9 protein-coding genes are annotated in these 19,263 nt (G+C 36.4%); all 9 read left to right on the forward strand.

The window, feature by feature from the left end:
* Window positions 1-19 precede the first annotated feature (19 nt).
* Entirely contained in the window at window positions 20-1,306 is a 1,287-nt protein-coding gene (locus tag AC4D4B_RS12670; protein WP_491000079.1) for an ATP-grasp domain-containing protein, read from the forward strand.
* Window positions 1,307-2,428, forward strand: coding sequence for a DegT/DnrJ/EryC1/StrS family aminotransferase (locus tag AC4D4B_RS12675; protein WP_491000080.1), 1,122 nt, complete (start codon window positions 1,307-1,309; stop codon window positions 2,426-2,428). It begins immediately after the preceding gene.
* A complete protein-coding gene (locus tag AC4D4B_RS12680; RefSeq protein WP_491000081.1) occupies window positions 2,428-4,275 on the forward strand; it encodes a glycosyltransferase family 2 protein in 1,848 nt (615 codons plus the stop codon). The genes AC4D4B_RS12675 and AC4D4B_RS12680 overlap by 1 nt, the downstream gene beginning before the upstream one ends.
* A 361-nt stretch (window positions 4,276-4,636) precedes the next feature.
* The gene (locus AC4D4B_RS12685) at window positions 4,637-6,970 is read left to right on the forward strand and encodes an SH3 domain-containing protein (RefSeq protein ID WP_491000082.1); all 2,334 of its coding nucleotides are present in this window, start codon (window positions 4,637-4,639) and stop codon (window positions 6,968-6,970) included.
* A 168-nt stretch (window positions 6,971-7,138) separates the two neighbouring features.
* Window positions 7,139-10,465: an SH3 domain-containing protein gene (locus AC4D4B_RS12690; RefSeq protein ID WP_491000083.1), complete on the forward strand. Its 3,327-nt coding sequence runs from the start codon at window positions 7,139-7,141 to the stop codon at window positions 10,463-10,465.
* A 272-nt stretch (window positions 10,466-10,737) separates the two neighbouring features.
* The gene (locus AC4D4B_RS12695) at window positions 10,738-13,416 is read left to right on the forward strand and encodes an SH3 domain-containing protein (RefSeq protein ID WP_491000084.1); all 2,679 of its coding nucleotides are present in this window, start codon (window positions 10,738-10,740) and stop codon (window positions 13,414-13,416) included.
* Window positions 13,417-13,725: 309 nt separating this feature from the next.
* The gene (locus AC4D4B_RS12700; RefSeq protein ID WP_491000085.1) at window positions 13,726-16,374 is read left to right on the forward strand and encodes an SH3 domain-containing protein; all 2,649 of its coding nucleotides are present in this window, start codon (window positions 13,726-13,728) and stop codon (window positions 16,372-16,374) included.
* An 874-nt stretch (window positions 16,375-17,248) separates the two neighbouring features.
* Window positions 17,249-18,382, forward strand: coding sequence for a CDP-glycerol glycerophosphotransferase family protein (locus tag AC4D4B_RS12705; RefSeq protein WP_491000086.1), 1,134 nt, complete (start codon window positions 17,249-17,251; stop codon window positions 18,380-18,382).
* 72 nt (window positions 18,383-18,454) lie between these two features.
* On the forward strand, window positions 18,455-19,261 hold the full coding sequence (locus AC4D4B_RS12710; RefSeq protein WP_490994955.1) for an ABC transporter permease: 807 nt from the start codon (window positions 18,455-18,457) through the stop codon (window positions 19,259-19,261).
* Window positions 19,262-19,263: the final 2 nt, after the last annotated feature.

The raw sequence follows: 19,263 nt of genomic DNA on the forward strand, positions 1-19,263 counted from the left end.
TATCGAAGGTGTGAACGTATTGAAAAAGAATATATTAGTATTTCCATGTGGATCAGAAATCGGGCTTGAAATTCATAATGCTTTGAAATATGTAAAAGGGTTTACTCTGTATGGTGCATCGAGTGTCGCCGATCACGGAAAATATGTATATCGCAACTATATTGAAGGCCTTCCGCAAATTGATAGCGAGTCTTTCTTGAAGGCCATCAACGAAGTCATTGAAGAATACGAGATTGATTATATCTTCCCTGCGCATGACAGCGCTGTGCTTAAGCTTGCTCAGGTAAGCGAGAAGCTTGGTGCAGATGTGATTACATCTGTACAGGAAACATGTGAACTCTGCCGTTCGAAGGAGAAAACGTATCTTCATTTCCAGGGAGATGATTTTATCCCTGAAATGTTTCAAAATCCAACGGAGGTTAAGGAGTTTCCTGTATTTCTGAAGCCTGATGTTGGTCAAGGCTCTCAAGGGATTGCTATGGCAAAGAATTCTGAAGAGCTTGAGTTTCATTTGAGCAAAAATGAAGGGTTATTAACTCTTGAATACTTGCCTGGAAAAGAATACACCGTTGATTGTTTCACAGACCGCCATGGTGAATTGCGTTTTACGGGTATGAGAGAACGCCATCGTATTAAAAGTGGAATCAGCGTGAACTCCATGTCCCTGAAAATAAAAAAACAAGTCGAAGAAATTGCACGCAGAATTAATGCGAAAATGAACTTGCGCGGAATGTGGTTCTTCCAGGTGAAAGAAGCTAAGGATGGATCGTTTAAATTATTGGAGATTGCTCCACGTGTAGCAGGTACTATGAGTCTTTATCGTAATAAAGGCGTTAATTTTCCTTTATTAAGCCTGTTTGACCGTATGAATTTCGATGTGGATATTATCGAAAATGATTTCGAAATTGAAGTGGACCGAGCACTTATTAATCGATTTAAACTGAATATATCTTATGACTGTGTGTATATCGATTTTGATGACACGATAACGTTAAACGAAAAAATCAACCCGTATATTATGATGTTTATTTATCAATGTGTTTCAAAAGATATTGAGCTGATATTGATTACCAAACATATTCATCAAATAATGGACACTTTGACAGCATTAAAAATTGATTCATCTATATTTAAGGAAATCATTCATATCAAGAAGGATGAAGAGAAGCATACTTACATACAGATGGAAAAAACAGCAATCTTTATAGACGATTCCTATGCTGAAAGGAAGAAAATCAAAGAAAAACATGGTATTCCTGTTTTTGATGTTGATGCTCTTGAAAGTCTAATAGATTGGAGAAATTAAATGAAGAACGAATGGATATTTCCAAATCCAGTGACAGTCACTCAACCTATTTTGCCGGATTTCGCTGATTATGTAAATGTTATTAAACCAATATGGGATTCTAAATGGCTTACGAATGATGGACCACTACATGAAAAATTCCGAGAGCAATTAAGGAAATTTTTAATGGTTGATCACCTTCAATTATTTACGAATGGACATCTTGCTCTCGAGGTTGCGATTAAGGCACTGGATTTAAAAGGAGAAGTGATTACGACTCCATTTACCTTTGCATCAACCGTTCATGCTATTTCCAATTGCGGGCTGAAACCAGTATTTTGCGATGTGGATCCGACGACTTATAACATTAATCCATCCGAGATTGAAAAACACATTACCGAAAAGACATCTGCTATCATCGCTGTACATGTGTTTGGGACACCTTGTGATGTAGAAGCTATCGAGGCAATCGCCAAAAAACATGATTTAAAGGTCATTTATGATGCTGCCCATGCATTTGGTGTTGAGTTGAACGGGAATGGAATTGGAGCATATGGTGATGTTTCGATGTTTAGCTTGCATGCCACGAAGGTCTTTCATTCCATTGAAGGTGGAGTCCTGACTTTTTCAGATAGCAAACTTGAAGCGAAGTTCCGTTCATTAAAAAACTTTGGAATTACTTCTGTTGAGGATGTAGATTATATTGGAACCAATGCTAAAATGAATGAATTTCAGGCAGCTATGGGACTTTGTAATCTGGAACTGATCGAAGAGGCGATTGCAAAAAGACAAAGTATTCATGAAGCCTATATTAAGAGATTTGAAGGTGACGATTCGATTACTGTATTGCCAACTTTACAAAACACTAAGGCGAATTATCCTTATCTTCCAATTCTCCTAAAATCAAATAAACAACGTGATCAATTGCATCAAGTTCTTCAAGAGTATCGAGTAATGACGCGTAAATATTTTTATCCACTGTGCAATGATTTTGCTTGCTATGAAGGTTCATCCATTGATACCCCAGTCGCAAGAGATATTAGCAGCCGGGTATTGTGTCTGCCTATGTATACAGATTTGCATCTAAGTGATGTAGAGCAGATTTGTACTATTATTCAATATGAAGTGGGTGAAATGGCATAATGGGAGATTATAAGTTAAGTGTAGTAGTGCTTGTTTATAATACGGAACAATATTTAAGAGATTGTATTGATTCATTGGTCAATCAAACACTGAAAGATATTGAGATTATTTTGGTAAATGATGAGAGCCCGGATAATAGTTTACTGATTCTTGAGGAATATGAACGTAATTATCCGAATATCCGTGTCTTAAATCAAAAGAATACCGGGGGCGCTATCGCCGGGAATAATGGGTTGAAATTAACAGCCTCAAAATACGTCACCATTATGGACTCAGATGATATTGTCCCACTCGATGCCTATGAGAAATTGTATAAAAAGGCGATTGAAACAGATGCCGATATTGTGATAGGAAAAGCCAATGTTCTGGTTGGTGGTGTCCAAAAGGAAATCATTTATAAGAAAGAGCGCGAAGTTTGGATGGAAGAAAGAATCATAAATAATGTTAGTGAGTTCCCGGATATTTTTTATGATGCTTTCTATTGGAATAAGATTTACAAACGCGATTTGCTGTTCAATTATGATTGCCTGATGCCGCCGGGAATGTTGTATGCGGATCGTCCGATGGTTCATAAAGCCTTTTTGTATGCTAAAAAGATTGCTATTATTAAAGATGTTGTTTATCTATGGAGGAAACGAGAAGCAGATGCTGAAACAAAATCTATTACTCAGTTTAGTACGGAAATTCGGAATTTTCAGGACCGTATTGATTCTGTAAACTACCAAATTGGCTATTTTGATGAATTTAATGATCCAGCTTTAAAAAATGAATTTCTCAAACGAGTTATAGATCGGTTATTGTTCCCAATCAGTGGAATTTTGGTAGACGAAGAGTTTAAAACCGTCTATATAAAGGAATTAAAGCCTGTACTATCTGAGATTTCTGATGTTTATGATAATGATTTAGGTACCATTAAAAATTTGTACATCTATTTGATATTAAATGATTTAACAGATGCATTAATTCAATTTTTAGAGTCTGAAAAAGAAGGGCCAATTATTGAAGAAGACGGAAAGTATTATTGGAGTCTCCCGTTATTCAGAGATGAAAACTACCGGATCCCTGATGAGTTATTTCTTATTAAAGTATTATTGACTCAATTCATTAAGATGGGTTCTATTGCGTCTAAAGATGATCGGATTGTTTTTTCAAATATTAAGGTTCCTGAATTATTTAACATTGATTCTGCTCAGTTGGCATTTATATCCCGGATTGATGTGGATGATCAACTCTATTTCGATTTAATTGGGGAAGAGGGTAATTCATTCAGTGCGGATGTGAAAATAAATAGTGGTTCAGAAACGGCGCTGTACGATGTTTATCTTGTTTTTAACTATGATGGTAAAGAGGAAAGATTCCGGATTAATATGAAGATGCTGAATGAACAGCATTCGAATCAGGAGAATAAGGGTAGAAGAAAATTATTTTTTACTAAATTTCATAATTTGTCTTACTTAACTACGAATCTTACGATCAATCATATAGATGTGAATCAAGACGGTATTAGTCTTTCTATACAAAAAGGGGACGAAAGAAAATCTTCCTCTAATGTATATCTTGAAAATAGAGCAACTAAAGAAAAAATCTATTTTCATAAGAGTGAGGATGAAACCACATTAACTTTACCGTGGAAGCATTTTGTGGAAGTCAACCAAATATATGATTTTTACGAAGAGGTTCAAAAGCAAAGTGTACGTATTGGAGAGACAATGATTCCAGATTTTAAATCTACTTCCCTTTATTCATATGGACTCTATATGGATTTATATAAAACGGACAAGAGTAATATTTCTTTTAAAACGACTTCAAAATTGAAGAAAAGACTACTTTCTTTCATAAAAAAATAAACCTGCTATGAACGTAAACGTAATTGTAGAGGCCTAACAACAATGTTGTGTAAATTAGGCTGCTACAATTACGTTTTTTTTTAGTTATTAGTTGAGTTTTCTTTAGTCGGGGTAGTCACTGTCAAGTTAAGCCTGCTTAAGACCATGCCCTCTCTAAGGCGCAGAAAATGACATAATTTTAAAGTATTTTAGGTCGTTAGGAGTATCAAATTTCAGTTGATTACTAAAAAAATATGAAGGTTGACCGATACATAGAGTATTAGGATTTCAGACTTTTATTAACTTAGCTATAGGAAGCGAAATAGAAGAATATCGATAATGTTTGAATTGGATAAATATATGAGTAAAGGGGGATGTCCTATTGGATAAGCGAAATAGATTTTCGACCATTGTTGTTAGTACGATGCTTCTTTTATCTGCAGGATTTACAGCGGGGGAATCGGTTAAAGAAGCTACAGGTATAGGCAGCACTCGAGTAGAGGCAGCTGCAGCAACCTATTATAAAACAACTGCCAACGTGAATTTGAGGAAGAGTGCATCTACTAAAGGAAAGGTTCTGCTCACTATACCGAAAGGCAAAACGGTTGCCTATAAGTCGAAGTCAGGCAGCTGGTATAAAGTAAGCTATAAATCCAAGACCGGTTATGTAAGTTCAAAATATATTAAAAAAACAACTACAAAAACGGTCAAAACAACAAAAATAGCAGCAACCAAATTTAAAACAACAGCCAAATTGAATATGCGCTCCACGTATTCAACAAAGGGAAAAGTCCTAGTTACCATTCCAAAGAACAAAATTCTGTCTTCAGCCGAAAAGTATGGCAGCTGGTATAAGGTGAAGTATGGATCAAAGTCCGGCTGGGTCAGCGGCTCCTATATGAAAGAATACTATCAATATACAACAACGAAGACAGACTATTTTTCTACTAAAAAAATAAGTTCGTTACATTCCACACCAGATACCAAAAAAGCAAAGGTATACTCAATTCATACTAATAATGTATTTACATCTACCCAAAGAATCGTAAATAGCAAAGGAGAAACCTGGTATCGAGTATCTTACAAAGGCAAGAATTATTATGTCATTTCCAGCTTGGTTAGTAAGGTGACTCCTGCTAAGCTGACTGAGACAAGCTATCAAGCAAAGTCAAACACTTTCTTATATAAGTCCACAGGAGCTACACATGGCAGTTTGCTGACTGTAAATAAAAATACAGTCGTGAAAACGAATTATCGCGTGGGCAACTGGTATAAGGTCACCTATAAAGGGAAGACAGGCTATATTGATATCAGTAAATTTGCTAAATATACGGAGCCTGTAACGACGCCAACTCCAAGTCCCGCACCACAGCCGGCGCCAAAGCCAGTAACAAAGCCAGTTCCAATTCCGAAACCTGTTCCTAATCGGCCGGCAGGAAAGGTGATTGATAAGAGTACTTATGTATTGGTCACAACAGGTGCTGACTACTATATGTCAAATGACACGAGTTCTAAAAAGATTGGAAAGATTTCTGGCGGGACAGCCATGTCCAGTGTGTATCGAACAAATAACGGCTGGTATGAAGTAACTTATGGCGGCAAAAAAGGCTATGTGCCGGGGACGTACTTAATTACGGAAGCAGAGATGAAAAGGTTTAATGATCTAGTGAAGCAAGAGAAAAATAAAAGTTCCTATCTATTTATGGATTTGCGAACTATGTCCTCCGTAAAAGCTGCCCAAATTAATACTTATATTGCCAAAGGTGTTGAAAGTATTGGTAAAAGCAGTGCCCTAACCAAAAAAGGCCAAGCTATTATTAATGCAGCTAATAAAAATGGTGTGAATGCCTTGTATCTGGCAGCCCATGCCATTCATGAAAGCGGCTATGGAACTTCCGTCATTTCAATGGGTAAAAAGAATTTATTTGGCTTTGGTGCCTATGATCTGGCCCCTTATGTAGGAGCTGTTAAGTTTTCATCGATTGAAGCTAATATCGACTATATCGCCAAAGAATTAAAGGCTACCTACTTAAATCCAGGTGAATGGAGATATAATGGCGCCTATCTCGGATATACCGTGAAAAATATCAATGGTGCCAGAGTAGACAGTATGAGTAAGGGTATGAACTTTTACTATGCAAGTGACTCCAAGTGGGGAGAGGGAATTGCCAGACATATGTCCGGAATCCTTGCCTATAGCAAGGAAGGAGCGAGGAACGGAAAGGCTAATACATCTGTTCCAACGAAACCAGACAGGCCAAACACATATGACGGTTTTCCTGCAGGTACAAAAGCAGTAGCGAATACCAATATTAAGCTATATAGCGAAAAGGGAGACACCAAAAAAGTAGCAGCAACCATCAAAAAAGGTGCTGAATTTAACGTCTTGAAAAAATGGAATGACTATTGGCTGGAAGTGAAATACGGCGAAAATACTTACTATACAAATGCGGTCAGTTTAAGCAAATATAATGAGTATATGACGGTTTTAAATCTAGCCCATATTAAAACAGATGATCTGAATGTAAGGAAAAAGGCTGAAGTTGGCTCTACTAGAATTGGTAGTTTTAAAGATTATCAATATATCGAATTGGTTTTAGACAAAACAAAAAAGCCGATTCTGGAAAACAATTTTTATAAGGTAAAGTTTGAAGGTAAGGAATATTGGGCTTCCAAATCTTATATTGAAATCGATTTAAATAAAAAAAGTAAATAATTTTTTTAAAAGATGATTGCTGGTATGTTCAGTAATCATTTTTTTTAATTCTTTTAGTTACCATTAAGTTACAATTTCGTAAATGTAAAAATTAGTTTAATATAATAATAAACTATGTGATTCGAAATATAATTTTGTTCGATATTTAATTTCAAAAGGAGAATCTTAATGAGTAAAAGCAACAAGCCATTCAAGGTCATGGCAACATCCGTTCTTTTATCTACTAGCTTGGTTTTGGGAAGCGGTATTGGACCAGCAGCTAGTATTACGGGTATACAAGTAGTCGAAGCGGCTGAAATATATTATAAAACGACCGACAATTTGAATATGAGAAAGTCGGCTAGTGCAAAGGCGCAAAAAATCACAACAATCCCACAAGGAAAACAGGTCACGTACATATCAAAAAGCGGCAGCTGGTTTAAGGTGAAGTACGGAACAAAAACTGGTTTTGTCAGTTCTAAGTATTTGAAAAAAGTGACGAGTACAACCGTATCATCTTCTGCATCCACAACAAGTACTTCTGTATACACAACAACAGACAATTTACGTTTACGAAAAAAGGCTTCCACCAGTTCAGCCACGTTATTGACTATTCCAAAAGGGAAAACAGTCACGTATATATCTAAAAGCGGTAGCTGGTTTAAGGTAAAATATGCATCAAAAACTGGATATGTTAGCTCTAAATATATAAAAGTCACAAAAAAGACAACGTCCTCAGCTACTGCTTCCACAACGATCAAGTCTACTAAATTTAAAACGACCGACAAACTAAGCTTGAGGTCCCAAGCATCAACGAGCGGTAAGCTATTGCTGACTATACCAAAGAATAAAGTTGTCACAGCTACTGCAAAATCAGGTTCTTGGTACAAGGTTTCCTACGGTGGTAAGACCGGTTGGGTAAGCGGATCGTATTTACAAGAATACAATCAGTATTCGACGACAAGTACAACTTACTATAATACGAAGGCTGCAAGCTCCTTATATAGTGCTCCTAATACAAATAAAAAAGCTGTTTATTCCATTCCGAAGAATAATGTATTCACTTCCACACAAAAGGTCGTGAACAGTATAGGAGAAACCTGGTATCGAGTTTCTTATAAAGGGAAAAACTATTATATTCAATCTGGTTCAGTAAGTAAGGTAACGGCAGCTAAGGTCACGAGTACTTCTTATACGGCAAAAGAAAAGACTTACTTGTATTCCTTTGCTGGAGCATCGCACGAAGCTTTGGTTACTATTCCAGAGGGAGCTAAAATAACCACTGATTATCGAATTGGTGATTGGTATAAAACATCCTATGGCGGAAAAACAGGATACATTAATTTAGCTAAATTCTCAAAGACTGTTACTTCATCGGGTACTTCGATTAAGGCTACAAAATTTAAGGTTACGGCTAATTTGATTTTACGTAAGACAGCTTCTACTTCCGGTGCGAAATTAACTACAATCCCGGCGAATACAATTGTCACAGCTACAGCACAATCAGGCGATTGGTACAAGGTCTCTTACAGTGGTCAGACCGGTTGGGTAAGCGGCTTGTATTTACAAGAATATAATCAAACTACGACGACAAGCACAACTTACTATAATACAAAGGCTTCAAGTTCCTTGTATAGTGCTCCTAATACAAATAAGGCAGCTGTTTATTCTATACCAAAGAATAATGTGTTCACTTCTACCCAACAGGTCGTGAATAGTATAGGAGAAACCTGGTATCGAGTTTCCTATAAAGGAAATGACTATTATATTCAATCTGGTTCAGTAAGTAAGGTGACAGCAGCTAAGGTCACGAGCACTTCTTATACGGCAAAAGAACAGACTTACTTGTATTCCTTTGCTGGAGCATCGCACGGAACTTTGGTTACTATTCCAGAGGGAGCTAAAATAACCACTGATTATCGAATTGGTGATTGGTATAAAACATCCTATGGCGGAAAAACAGGATACATTGATTTGACTAAATTCACAAAAACAGTCACTTCAACAACACCGTCTTTTACGGCTACGGAGTTTAAAACAACGGCTAATGTGAATTTACGTGAGACACCTTCTACAACTGGTGGAATACTGGACACAGTACCTGTTAATACGGTTGTCACAGCTACAGCACAATCAGGCGATTGGTATCTAGTTACCTACAATGGCCATGAGGGCTGGGTAAGTGGTGCTTATTTGACAAAGTACACAAGTAACACTGGTAATAATAACACCGGTGATCAAACAAATTTACCAAGCGGTTCTGCTATAACTGAAGCAACGTATGTGCCAATCAGTGAATTGAATATCCGTGCCTCCGATTCGACTTCATCAGCTAAAATCGGTTCAATCCCTAAATATACACAGGTGAAATCTACCTATAAAACTAGCAAGGGCTGGTACCGAGTGACATATGGTGGAGTAACAGGTTTTGTATCAGGAGATTATTTAATTACAAAAGCGAATTACGATAAAATGAACTCTTATGAAGCTAATAAGAATTCCTATATGCATATGGATTTACGTACAAAATCCTCCGTAACAGCTGAACAAATTAATGCTTATATTGCAAAATATGCAACATCGGCTAATAGTGTCCTATACAATAAGGGATCGGCATTTATTACAGCTGCTAACAAATACGGTGTGAATGCTCTTTATTTAGCAGCGCATGCCATTCATGAAAGTAACTATGGAAAATCTACAATTGCTCAAGCTAAATATAATTTGTTTGGTTTTGGATCCTATGACATTACGCCGTTTGTGGGCTCCGTAAAATTTGCTTCTATTGAAGAGAATATTTCCTTTATCGCACAGGAAATAAAATCAACTTATTTAAATCCATCCAACTGGAAGTACAAAGGTGCAACACTTGGCTATACAATTAAAGACGCGAATGGAAATCGAATCACTGATTTAAGTAAAGGAATGAATTTTTACTATGCGAGTGATTCTGATTGGGGAAATAAGATTGCGAAGCATATGTCCAATATTCTTGCTTATAGTAATGAAGGGGCAGTCAGCCAAAGTCCAAATACAACGGTACCTGCTAAACCAAGCTATCCAACCGGGAAGGATGTATTCCCGACAGGTACAATTGCTGTTGCCAATTCATCTATTAGTCTAAGAAATACGAAAAGCAGTTCAGCGACTGTGGCTGCGACAATTAAGAAAGGTGAGACCTTTAATCTACTGGAAAAATGGAATGATTATTGGTTAACAATCAGTTATAAAGGCAAAACGTATTATACAAATACGGTGAACTTAAGCACATATAATACGTATATGACTGTTAAAAATTTAGCGCGTGTAAATGGTGCCAGCACGTTGAATGTCCGCGCATCAGCTAGTAAAACAGCCGCTACAGTGGGAACTTTAAAAAACCATCAATACGTCGAGCTTGTGGTCAATTCAAGCAATAATCCAATCACTAGTGGCGGATGGTACAAGGTTAAGTTATCTAATGGAACAGTTGGTTGGGTATCAGGTTCTTATTTAGCAAGAGAATTAAATAAATAAGATTTTGGAAAAAAGGTTGTTGACATGGTCAACAACCTTTTTTTATTAAAGACTCTATTGGATAGAAAGTATTTAACTATAAATGTGATAAATAATGAGAGATTGGTCTTAATATTATTTAAACATAATATTAACTCGGAAGTTGGATTCTGTGATATCTCTATATCTAGCAAATTATTTGATAATTTCAAAGCTATATAAGAAAATTAAGATATATAAAAATAGTAATTTAGTTCGGTGTCTTATTTACTAAAGAGGGAGATTTCAATGCAATGAATATTAGGTATAATCAACCGCTTAAGGTTATGGCAACATCCGTTCTTCTATCTACTGGTTTGATCTTTGGACCTGCTCTTGAACCCAATGAGAGTTTTACAGGTACTAAAGTTGAAGCAACTGCTGGAACATATTATAAGACGACAGCCAATCTGAATTTGAGAAAGACAGCGAGTAAAACAGCAAAAATAATTATAACCATTCCTAAAGGAAAACAAGTCACATATATATCTAAAAGTGGCAGCTGGTACAAGGTGAAATATGGATTGAAGACAGGCTATGTCAGCCCCAGCTATCTGAATATTGTATCGAGTTCGACCGCTCAGGCAACAAGTACATCTGTATATACAACGACAGCCAATTTGAATTTACGCAAAACAGCTTCAACCCGTTCGGTAATCTTAACGACCATCCCAAAGGGAAAAAAAGTCTCGTATCTATCGAAGAGTGGCAGTTGGTATAAGGTGAAATACGGAACAAAAACCGGTTATGTCAGTTCCAGCTATATAAAGGTTACAAACAAAGCAAGTGCATCTACGTCTGAGTCAACAACGATTAAGTCGACTAAATATAAAACAACATCCTATTTAAATATGAGGTCTAAAGCAACAACGAGCAGCAGTCGGCTTTTAACTATACCAAAGGATAAAGTTATTACAGCTACAGCAAAATCCAGCTCGTGGTATAAGGTCTCTTATAGTGGTCAGACCGGTTGGGTCAGCGGCTCGTATATAAAGGAGTACAATCAAACTACAACGACAAGTACTGCTTACTATAAGACGAATGCGACAAGCTCCCTGTATAGTGCTGCCAATACAAATAAAGCAGCTGTTTATTCAATTCCTAAGAATAATATATTTTCTTCTACCCAAAAGATCGTCAATAGTATAGGAGAAACCTGGTATCGAGTTTCTTTTAAAGGGAAAAATTATTATATTAAAGCTGGATCAGTAAGTCAGGTATCTGCAGCAAATGTTACAAGTACCTCCTATACGGCAAACCAAAATACTTACTTATATTCATTTGCTGGGGAAAAACACGGAACTTTGGTTTCTATTCCAAAGGGAGCTAAAATAGTAACCAGTTATCGCATTGGAGATTGGTATAAAACAACGTATGGTGGAAAAACAGGGTATATCAATATGGATAAATTTTCAAAAACGGTAACATCATCTAGCACGTCTATTACGGCTACAACGTTTAAGACGACGGCCAATCTGAATTTACGGAAGACAGCTTCTACTTCTGGAGAGAAATTAGACACAATACCCAAAAATACAATTGTCACAGCTACTGCGAAATCGGGAGATTGGTATAAAGTGAGTTACAATGGTAAAACAGGCTGGGTCAGCGGTACGTATTTGGCTGCGTATAGTAGTTCAAGCAACAATACTAGCAGCAGCCCGAGCGGTTCTAGTGTTACGGAAAACATATACGTTCCAATTGCTAAGTTAAATATTCGTGCCTCAGATTCGACAACAACGGCTAAAGTTGGCTCAATCCCTAAATATACACAGGTGAAATCTACCTATAAAACTAGCAAGGGTTGGTATCGGGTTACATATGGTGGAGTAACAGGCTATGTCTCAGGAGATTACCTAATTACAAAAGCGAATTACGATAAAATGAACTCTTATGAAAATAATAAGAATTCCTATATACATATGGATCTACGTACAAAATCCTCAGTGACGGCAGCGCAAATTAATGCCTATATTGCAAAGCGTGCAACATCGACTAATAGTGTCCTCTATAATAAAGGCTCGGCATTTATTACAGCGGCCAATAAATATGGCGTGAATGCCCTCTATTTAGCAGCGCATGCGATTCATGAAAGTAACTATGGAAAAGCTGCAATCGCATTAGCGAAAAATAATTTGTTTGGCTTTGGATCCTATGACAGTACGCCATTTGTAGGTTCCGTCAAATTTGCTTCTATTGAAGAGAACATTGCTTTTATTGCACAGGAAATGAAATCTTCCTTTTTAAATCCATCCAACTGGAAGTATAAGGGTGCAACGCTAGGCTATACGATTAAGGATGCAAATGGTAATCGAATTACTGATTTAAGTAAAGGAATAAACTTTTACTATGCCAGTGATTCCGATTGGGGAAAAAGGATTGCCACCCATATGTCCAATATATTGGCTTATAGCAAGGAAGGAGCTGTCAGTCAACGTCCAAATACGACAATACCAGCCAAACCAAGCTATCCAAGCGGGAAGGATGTATTCCCGACAGGTACAATCGCTGTTGCCAATTCATCTATTAGTCTAAGAAACTCAAAAAGCAGCTCAGCGACTGTAGCCGCCACAATTAAGAAGGGTGAGACCTTTAATCTACTCGAAAAATGGAATGATTACTGGTTAAAGGTTAGTTATAAGGGCAAAACCTACTATACAAATACGGTTAGCTTAAGCACATATGATACGTATATGACTGTTAAAAACTTGGCCCGTGTAAGTGTCAGTGGTACGAGCTCCTTGAATGTCCGCGCATCCGCTAGTACGGCAGCGGCTAAGGTGGGATCTTTATCCAACAATCAATATGTCGAGCTTGTGGTAGACTCAAGTAATAATCTGGTTACTAGTGGCGGTTGGTATAAGGTTAAACTATCAAATGACACAGTTGGCTGGGCATCAGATGATTATTTAATCAGAGAGTTAAATAAATAGGCTTAAGAAAAAGAGGCGGTTGCATGATCAACCGCCTCTTTTTGTTGGTCATCAGATAAAAACATGAAAGTGGGTACGAATATGTAAAAATTTTATGGAAAAAGAATGAAATGTTAATGAAGAAAGTGTGCATTTTTACAAGAAAATTGATGAATGAATGAATTAATTCAGTGTTTACCCATAGAAAACCGCTCTCTTATTCGTAATTCTATTATTGGGGTGCATGCTTATACGAGAATTAGAATAAAAATGCATATCTAAATAATAGTTTAGTACGGTGCGTCTCAATTACTAAAAAGGGAGAGTTCAATGAATAAAAGGTATAAACAACCAATTAGAGTTATGGCAACATCCGTTCTTCTATCTTCTGGCCTGATTTTTGGACCTGAAATTGGATTGAAGGATCGTTTTTGGGAGGTAAAAGTAGAAGCAGCTGCGGAGACATATTATAAGACAACAGCTAATTTAAACTTGCGAAAGTCCGCAAGTAAAACTGCATCAATTATTACAACGATTCCAAAAGGGAAACAAGTTACATACATATCGAAAAGTGGCAGCTGGTTTAAAGTTAAATATGGAACAAAAACGGGATATGTCAGTTCTAGTTATTTAAAAGCAGCTTCTCAAACAAGTACATCAGTATACACAACGAAAGCTAATTTGAATTTACGCAAAACAGCTTCAACCAGTGCCGCCATCTTAACGACCATCCCAAAAGGGAAAACGGTCTCGTATCTATCAAAGAGCGGCAGCTGGTATAAAGTAAAATATGGAACGAAAACAGGATATGTAAGCTCAAAATATATCAAGGTCACTAAAAAAACGAGTTCCTCTGCCTCTGTTTCGATTAAGTCGACTAAATTTAAAACGACAGCAAATTTAAACATGAGGTCAAAAGCATCAACAAGTGGTACTCGACTCCTTACTATACCAAAGAATAAAATTATCACGGCTACGGCAAAATCAGGCTCATGGTATAAGGTCTCTTATAGTGGTAAAACAGGCTGGGTAAGCAGTTCGTATATAAAAGAATATAATCAAACTACGACTACAAGTACCACTTACTATAAGACGAATGCGACAAGCTCCTTGTATAGCGCTGCCAATACAAAAAAAGCTGCGGTCTATTCTATACCAAAGAATAATATATTTACATCTACTCAAAAGGTAGTTAATAGTATAGGAGAAACCTGGTATCGAGTTTCCTATAAAGGGAAGAATTATTTCATTAAATCTGGGTCTGTAAGTAAGGTGTCTGCAGCTAAGGTTACTAGTACTTCCTATACGACAAAAGAAGCGACGTATTTATATTCCTTTGCTGGGGAGAAACATGGAACATTGGTTGCTATTCCTAAGGGAGTTAAAATAACAACCACTTATAGAATTGGGGATTGGTATAAAACAACGTATAGAGGAAAAACGGGTTATATCAACATAGCTAAATTCTCGAAAACGGTATCATCAACAGACATGTCAATTACAGCTAAAAAGTATAAGACGACGGCCAATCTGAATTTACGAAAGACAGCGTCCACTTCCGGAGAAAAATTGGACACTATTCCTGTAAATACAATCGTGACGGCCACAGCAAAATCAGGAGATTGGTATAAAGTGAGCTATGATGGTCAAAATGGTTGGGTTAGCGGCACTTATTTAGTTGTATATAGTAGTACCTCAAGCAACACTCCGAGCGGTTCTACTATTACTGAAACAATCTATTTTCCGGTTGCTGATTTGAATATCCGTGCTTCTGATACGACATCATCTACCAAGATTGGTTTAATTCCTAAATATACACAATTGAAATCTACCTATAGAACCAGTAATAGCTGGTATCGGGTAACATATAGTGGGGTAACAGGCTATGTATCAGGCGATTACTTAATTACAAAAGCGAACTACGATAAAATGAACTCTTATGAAAACAATAAGAATTCCTATATACATTTGGATTTACGCACGAAATCCTCTGTTACGGCTGCCCAAATCAATGCTTATATTGCGAAGAATGCAACGTCCAGTAACAGTGTCCTCTATAATAAAGGATCGGTGTTTATCACTGCAGCCAATAAGTATGGTGTAAATGCCCTGTATTTAGCAGCACATGCTATTCATGAAAGTGATTTTGGTAAATCAACTATTTCTATGGCAAAAAATAATTTGTTTGGTTTTGGATCCTATGATCTTGCTCCATTTGTAGGTTCTGTAAAATTTACTACTATTGATGAGAATATTTTCTTTATTGCACAGGAAATGAAAGCCACCTATTTAAATCCGTCTAACTGGAAGTACAAGGGTGCAACACTTGGTTACACCATTAAAAATACTAATGGAAATCGGGTTGAGGATTTAAGTAAAGGAATGAACTTTTACTATGCCAGTGATTCCAATTGGGGAAGTAAGATTGCCAGCCATATGTCCGAGATTTTAGCTTATAGTCAGGAAGGGGCAGTCAGCCAAAGTCCAAATACAATAGTACCAAATAAACCGAGCTATCCAATTGGCAAGGATGTATTCCCGGCAGGTACAATTGCTGTTGCCAATTCAACTATTAGTCTAAAAAATGAGACAATCAGCTCTGCGGCTGTGGCAGCCACGATTCAGGAAGGTGAAACCTTTAACCTAGTGGAAAAATGGAATGATTACTGGTTGACAGTCAGCTATAAGGGAAAAAAATATTATACAAATACAGTTAGTCTAAGTAAATATAATCAGTATATGACTGTTAAAAACTTAGCTCGTGTGAGTGTCAGTGGTTCGAGTACCCTGAATGTACGGGCAACAGCGAGTACTGCGGGCGCTATATTGGGATCACTGTCAAATCATCAATATGTCGAGCTTGTGGTAGACTCAAGCAATAATCCGGTTACTAGTGGTGGTTGGTATAAGGTTAAACTATCAAATGGCACAGTTGGCTGGGTATCAGGTTCTTATTTAATAAGAGAATTAAATAAATAGAATTATGGAAATAGGCTGTCCGACAAGTCACTTAGTGGCTTTTTCGGACAGTCTTTTTTAGAGGAGTTTGTAGTGAGAGAAAGGGGTTTGGAAGTTTAATGAAGTATGTGGAATGCTATAGGTGAAATGATTTAAAGTAGAAAATGGGAATCTGTTAATTATATTTGGATAATGATAATTTTTATTATGTAAGATCTTAATGAATTTTATTAATAAAGAAGTTGCTAGCTTAGTCCTGCATAATTGGCTCAATCGGGGTTTAAATCGCTCAATAAGAATGAATTGTTTCTAAGAAAGATCTTAGAGATGAACCTTATTCAAGTCTGGAAGTGTATTATGGAAGATTCTATTCTATGAAGAGACATTGTTGAAGCTTATCGGATTCATTCTTTTATATATGCGTGAATCCATGTTTCCTTGTATTCACTAACGAAATCTGATTAGATATGTAGTACAATAAAAAGGTTATTTGAAAGTTATTAAGCAGAGATATATAATAAATAGGAGATTTTGCGCACAATATAGTGGTTCGGTATCCGGGACTGTCCGTTTAAAATAGCGTGTTAAGAATGGATGAACAAAAAGCAGCCACCTAGTGTGATCGATATAGTGAAGATTGGATATAAAGTTATTTACTAATAAATAAGTAATCCATTGTTTCATATCGAATAAAGATCCGTAATAGTGATATGCCTATATTTGTCATACGTGTGGTTGGAGAGGGTTGCTTGATAACTAAAGAGTGTTTAAATTTACTCCCAATCCGATTTTTACGGCAAAAATATAAATTAGTGCATGACAGGTGAATATGGTTAGAGAATGGTTAATAGAGTTCTATTTACTCATAGTAAAGGTTGTTTTTTCTGTTTGCGGAATGTTACCACTTAAAGATAAAGTAACCTTCGTTGTTTCCTATGGCGATAATGCTCAGTATGTATATGAAGAAATGCGGAAAAATAATGTGAAGTGTGAAGCTGTTTTTTTATGTAAAGGTCAAAGTATAAATCATTTTTTAAAATATGAAGATACTTGCACATTGCCTCTAGATTGCTGGAACGCACTTTATTTTTTTCGTTCCTTCTACCATTTAGCGACATCCAAATACATCATGGTTGATGATTATTATGAGTTTTTACCATCTACTAAATTTAAAGAAGAGGTAGTGTGTATTCAATTATGGCATGCATCCGGATCAATTAAGCGATTCGGACTGGAAGAGGCCTCTATAAAGGTGTGTTCAGGCAGGTCAAAGAAACATTTTCTTAAAGGATGTAGCCGTTTTAATAAAGTAGTGGTTGGTTCTGATAGCATGGCCAAGTATTTTACTAATGCTTTTAATGTGAAGGGAGAAAGTATCCTTAGGACGGGTATTCCCAGAACAGACTTTTTTTATGATACAGCCCTTAAAGAACGTGTGTTTAATCAGGTTGAGCAGGGAAATGAGCTTCTGTGGAATAAAAAGGTTATATTATATGCACCGACCTACAGAGACCATGACATTAACGCGTTAACTTTACAATTAGAATTGGAAAAAATGAAAGAAAAGCTTGGGGATGACTATATTGTTGTATTGCGTCTTCACCCATCTATTGAAATAAATACTGAATATAGTAAGTTGTATCCTGGATTTGTAGTGGACTATTCCTCTGGGATTCATGATATTAAAGAGCTTATGCTAATATCGGACTATCTTATTACGGATTATTCATCGGTTATCTATGAATATGCATTGCTAAAAAAACCAATGATATTCTATCCTTATGATTTGGAAACTTATAAGGTAGACAGAGGTTTATGGGCTTCTTATGAAGAGACAGTGCCAGGACCGATAGCGAAAGATACCGAAGAGATTATAAATCTGATTTTAGAAGATCAGTTTGATATGAATAAGATTGATGAATTTGCCCAAAAATGGAATAAGTATTCTAAAGGAAATTCGAGTGAAAATTTGATATCTTATTTATTTGATAACCCCCCTGTTTATTCATCTAAGCATAGGGCTCTATAAAATAGAAAGACACAAGTAAATACGCTATACTATATAAGTTGATTGTAAATTATGGGGAAGGATATTCTATTTATGAAGTCAATGTTTACAGTTATAAAGGAACAAATTAGCTCTTTCTATTTGATTCGCCGATTGTCTGCTTTCGAAATGAAGAGCAATAACAATAATAATTACCTTGGAATTGCATGGGAATTTATTAATCCCATGATACAAATAGCCACGTATTGGATTATTTTTGGTATTGGGATTCGTGGAGGGCAGGATATTGATGATGTACCATTTATTCTATGGATGATTTCAGGTATCAGTCTTTGGTTTTTTGCCAATCCAGCCATTTTAGATGGTACCAAATCCATTCATAAGCGAATTAATATGATTGCAAAAATGAGCTTTCCAATGAGCACCATACCAACGTATGTTATATTTTCGAAATTGTATCAACATTTATTGATCCTTGCTGCAGTATTAGTTATTATGCAATTTAACGGGTATCCGATATCGATATATTATTTGCAACTGCCATACTATATAGCAAGTGCTGTTGTATTTATGGTTGCATTAACACTAATTACATCTACCTTGGCTATGATCATCAGAGACGTACAAATGTTTGTACAAGCCATAATGAGGATGGTTTTTTATATTACGCCATTAATATGGTACAGTCCTGATTTGCCCGGCCCATTATTAAATTTAATAAAAGCAAATCCATTAACGTATTTGGTAGAAGGATATCGGGCGTCCATACTCGGCCAGTCCTGGCATTTTATTGAGAATATTGACTACACATTATATTTTTGGGGACTGACCATTGTCTTATTAATGATTGGTTCATCGCTTCATTTAAAATTCCGGAATCATTTTGTAGATTATTTGTAAAA

This window comes from Pradoshia sp. Z6_59 (genome assembly GCF_058267515.1).